General features: G+C 64.1%; 4 protein-coding genes and 1 pseudogene. All 5 read right to left on the bottom strand.

Features of this window, described 5'->3' with window-relative positions:
* A pseudogene (hslU, locus tag AC1DYX_RS28245) lies at positions 1-158 on the bottom strand (HslU--HslV peptidase ATPase subunit); the annotation flags it as partial.
* Between the two features lie 37 nt (positions 159-195).
* Positions 196-732 (bottom strand): ATP-dependent protease subunit HslV, encoded by a 537-nt coding sequence (gene hslV / locus AC1DYX_RS28240; protein ID WP_477265093.1) that lies wholly within the window; start codon positions 730-732, stop codon positions 196-198.
* 119 nt (positions 733-851) lie between these two features.
* A complete protein-coding gene (locus AC1DYX_RS28235) occupies positions 852-2,216 on the bottom strand; it encodes an STAS domain-containing protein (RefSeq protein WP_477265091.1) in 1,365 nt (454 codons plus the stop codon).
* Positions 2,217-2,434: 218 nt separating this feature from the next.
* Positions 2,435-2,887, bottom strand: coding sequence for an RNA polymerase-binding protein DksA (dksA, locus tag AC1DYX_RS28230; protein WP_056134490.1), 453 nt, complete (start codon positions 2,885-2,887; stop codon positions 2,435-2,437).
* Positions 2,888-3,117: 230 nt separating this feature from the next.
* Entirely contained in the window at positions 3,118-4,179 is a 1,062-nt protein-coding gene (locus AC1DYX_RS28225; protein ID WP_477265088.1) for a CobW family GTP-binding protein, read from the bottom strand.
* Between the last annotated feature and the right edge of the window lie 170 nt (positions 4,180-4,349).

Here is a 4,349-nt window from a genome sequence, read left to right as displayed (position 1 = left end):
AGGATGTTCTTCGGGGTGATCTCGTGGCGCAGCGGTTCCTCGACCTGCTGGCGGCGCCAGCGGTTGCGCAGCGCGATCGATACGGCACGCTTGGCCTTGCCCTGGCCGACGACGTGCTTGTCGAGTTCCGAGACGATTTCGGACGGAGTCATGTTCATAGATGTGCTCATGAATGCTTTCGGACGGGAGAGCCGGTTATTCCAGCGTCTCGATGATGTGCGACATGTTCGTGTAGATGCACAGCTCGCCTGCGATGGTCAGCGCCTTCTTGACCACGTCCGCCGGGGCGAGATCGGTATTTTCCTGCAGGGCCTTGGCGGCCGACTGGGCGTAGATGCCGCCCGAACCGATCGCACCAATGCCGTCCTCGGGCTCGAGCACGTCGCCATTGCCGGTGATGATCAGGGTCTTTTCGCGGTCGGCCACCAGCAGCATGGCTTCCAGGCGGCGCAGCACGCGGTCGGTGCGCCAGTCCTTGGCCAGTTCGACCGAGGAGCGCAGCAGGTTGCCCTGGTGTTTTTCCAGTTTCGCTTCAAAGCGGTCGAGCAGGGTGAAGGCGTCGGCCGTGCCGCCGGCAAAGCCGCACAGCACCTTGTTCTGGTAGAGCTTGCGCACCTTGCGCGCCGAGCCCTTCATGACGACGTTGCCCAAGGTAACCTGTCCATCGCCGCCGAGCGCGACCTGGTTACCGCGCCGGACGCTGACGATCGTCGTACCGTGAAATTGTTCCATATTTGCCTCGTGGTTGATCTGCTCAACGCAAGTGGGGATCCGATATGAAATTGCAAGACTGGATCATGTCTGAACGTAAAGTTTGACACAAAGCACGCCGGTTGCGGAGGGCCGGTTGCTCAGTATTTATGGGCGTACAGACGGACACGGTCGCCGATGCCGAGCAGGCGCAGCAGGGCGGCGACGATATGGTTCAGGTCGCGCAGCACGACGTCGTGCCCTTCCTCGGCCAGCATGCGCAGGTGCGCGGCGAGGGCGTTCGCGGCCAGGTAATCGATGCGCGCGAGACGGGAGCCGTCCAGCACGAGGACGGGGTGGCGCGGCGCGTGTTCGGCGATGGCGGCGAGCAGCGCCGCGCCGTCGCCCCGGATCACGGCCGGCAGCAGGAAGCGGTCGCCGGCGGTGTCGGGACCGGCGGCCGGACCCGCCCCCATGCTCGTTGTGACGGCCGGACGCGGCGGCGCCTCGAACGACGGCGGCGACACCTCGAAGGTGACGCAGTAATCCATCGCGGTCTCCTCGAAGTCTTTTTCGCGTTTCGTCAGCAGCAACAGTTCGAGCAGCAGCAGCCAGGGGGCCTCGCCGGTGCCGCGGTCGCCGATCGCCAGCATCGGGCGCAGCACGGCGACGAGGTGATCGGCGCCGGCCAGGACCAGTTCGCGCCCTGCCTTGCGCAGCGTTTGCAGTGCGGCCAGCAGCAGGGCGCAACCTTGCGGCGTCACGTCGGCGATCGCCTGGAACTCGAACCGGACGAGGGGACTGGGCGATGGTGTCTGCGCGCGGGCGAGCTGCGCGTGCGCGAGAGGCCCGTCGTCCAGGCGGCCGGACAGGCTCGCTGTGGGGATCACCCCGGAAAACTGGGCATCCAGCGCGGGCCCGGTGAGCGTACGCGACGTCCCGGCGGACGCGTCGTACGTGGGTGGCGATGTTTCGAAATGGCTGGCGTAGTCGATCGCGATGCTTTCGAACTCATGTTCCAGGCCCATGATCTGATACAGGTCGAACAGCATCCACCACGGCAGACGGTCGCCCGCGCCGGCGGTGCGATCGTGCACGCTGGTGCGCAGCAGGAACGCGGCGGCGTCGAGCTGGTCGTTGGCATACAGGATGGCCGCTTCCTCGACGACGGGCGCGCTGGAGGGGGCTGCGGCCGCGTCCGGCAAGTCCTCCGGGCCCAGCAGGATGTCCGTGTCGGGATCGGGCAGGGGCGCGGCGGCGCCAACGGACACGGCGGCCGGGGGACGCCGGCTGCCGGCCCAGGTGTCGTCGTCGAAGATGGCGGAGGCCATCTCCAGTTCGATCTGGTCGATCTTGGCCGCGGTGGCGCGGGCGATCTCGCGCTGGCGCTCGCGATCCGCTTCCGTATCGAGCGCCTGGCGCGTGATGGGGCCGGCCGCGGACGGATGGGCAAGGCGCGGACGCGTGTCCGCATCCGCACTGATATGCGCGTCGTTTTTTTTCTTCAGAAAATCGAAGAGCCCCATCCGATCCTTGTCAGCCGCGCGGCGGCGCCCAGTCGTTTGCCGGTCGAGACATTAGCATGGCGGCGCGGATCGCATGACGCGCACGCCTGAGCTGCGTCAAGTCGCCGGCGATTCTTCCAGTGTATCCCATAGGAAATAAATCGTGCGCACAAAACCGGCGGCCCAATAATAAAAAAGCATGCGGCGGGCGCATGCTTTTTTATCGACGCGCACGGCGATCAGTCACCGTACAGCTTTTGCTTCAGCTCGCGGCGCTGCTGGGCTTCCAGCGACAGGGTCGCGGTCGGACGGGCGATCAGACGGGGAATGCCGATCGGTTCGCCGGTTTCCTCGCACCAGCCGTACTCGCCGGACTCGATCGAGGCCAGCGATTGCTGGACCTTCTTGAGCAGCTTGCGCTCGCGGTCGCGGGTACGCAGTTCCAGCGCGTGCTCTTCCTCGATGGTGGCGCGGTCGGCCGGATCGGGAACGAGCACCGTCTCGCGCAGGTGTTCCGTCGTCTCGCCTGCGTTTTTCAGCAGTTCCTTTTCGAGCTCCTGCAGGCGGTTCTTGAAGAACGCCAGCTGGGCCGGGTTCATGTAGTCGTCGTCGCTCATGGCCCGAATTTCTTCTTCCGTCAGGAGGCGTTCTTCGGGCTGCGCAACGGTATTCGGTTTCGTTGTTTTAGTCATGACTTCACTTACCTTTGATACGACAGAGTTTCCATTTTATCAGCTAACACAGCGGTCACCGATGCTCCGGTGTGCGCCGGCCGGCTGCCGTGACGGCCCGGTCTCCCGGACCTGCCCACGCCCGGTTGTCCGGACGGGACTGTTCAGTCGTTCAACCACAGGGTGCGCGCAGGTCAACTATACCGAGCCAAAGCCAGACCGCGCAACGAGTCCCATAGAACCGGAGTAGTTTATACCAAACACTGTTCCAATCCGCGAATAAAGACATCTTTCGGTAAATTTTTACCAATGAACACCATCTTGCTGCCGCGCGGTTCGCCATCCGCCCACTTTGCACCCAGGTCGCTGCCCATGATTTGATGCACGCCTTGGAAGACGACCTTGCGATCCGCGCCGGCCATCGACAACACACCTTTGTAACGCAGCATGTTGGGGCCGAACACCTGGACCATGCTACCGAGGAATTGATCCAGACGTTCGGGATCGAATGCGCGCTCGCTCTTGAACACGAACGCCGCGATATCGTCGCTGTGGTGGCCGTGGTGGTGGTCGTGGCTGTGGTCGCAGGCTTCCGTGTGCACGTGGTCGTGATCGTGCTCATTGTCGTGATCATGGCCATGCTCGTGCGCTTCCGCGGTCGTCAGGAAGGCCGGGTCCAGTTCCAGCTTGTCGTTCAGGTTGAAACCGCGCAGGTCGAGCACGTCGCTGATCGGAGCGCGGCCGAAATCCGACGTGCTGATCGGTGCGCGCGGATTGATGCGGCGGATGCGTGCCTTCAGTTCAAGGGCGGCGGCGGCATCCACGAGGTCGGTCTTGGACAGCAGGATCTTGTCGGCGAAACCGACCTGGCGCTGGGCTTCCTCGTGGCGGTCCAGCTGGTCCATGGCGTGGCGCGCGTCGACGACCGTGACGACGGCGTCGAGCAGGTAGTGGGCGCCCACTTCCTCGTCGACGAAGAACGTCTGCGCCACCGGACCCGGGTTGGCCAGGCCCGTCGTCTCGATCACGACGCGGTCGAACCGGATCTCACCGGCCTCGCGCTTGCGCGCCAGGTTCGTCAGGGCCACGATCAGGTCGCCGCGCACGGTGCAGCAGATGCAGCCATTGTTCATCTCGACGATCTGCTCGCTGGGATCCTGGACGAGGATTTCGTTGTCGATGTTTTCCTGGCCAAACTCGTTTTCGATGACGGCGATACGCAGGCCGTGCTGTTCCTGCAGGATACGGTTGAGCAACGTGGTTTTGCCGGCGCCGAGGAAACCGGTCAGGATGGTGCTGGGAATCAATTCCATGTGTCGCTGTCCAATGGTGTGCGCCGTTCCGGCCGCGGAGAATCGGAAGATTATGCCGGAATTTGCGAATCGTCACCACCCGGCGTGCCGTGCCTGCTTACCAGTGCGCGCCTACTTGCGTTTGGCGCGCGGATGGGCCTTGTCGTAGACGGCGGCCAGGTGCTGGAAGT

The organism is Massilia sp. P2_C2, from assembly GCF_056404615.1.
This window is presented reverse-complemented; position numbering and strand designations above follow the sequence as displayed.

Excerpts from the sequence above, each read along its gene's own strand:
- hslV (WP_477265093.1), bottom strand. The coding sequence starts at position 732 with ATGGAACAATTTCACGGTACGACGATCGTCAGCGTCCGGCGCGGTAAC.
- AC1DYX_RS28235 (WP_477265091.1), bottom strand. The coding sequence starts at position 2,216 with ATGGGGCTCTTCGATTTTCTGAAGAAAAAAAACGACGCGCATATCAGT.
- dksA (WP_056134490.1), bottom strand. The coding sequence starts at position 2,887 with ATGACTAAAACAACGAAACCGAATACCGTTGCGCAGCCCGAAGAACGC.
- AC1DYX_RS28225 (WP_477265088.1), bottom strand. The coding sequence starts at position 4,179 with ATGGAATTGATTCCCAGCACCATCCTGACCGGTTTCCTCGGCGCCGGC.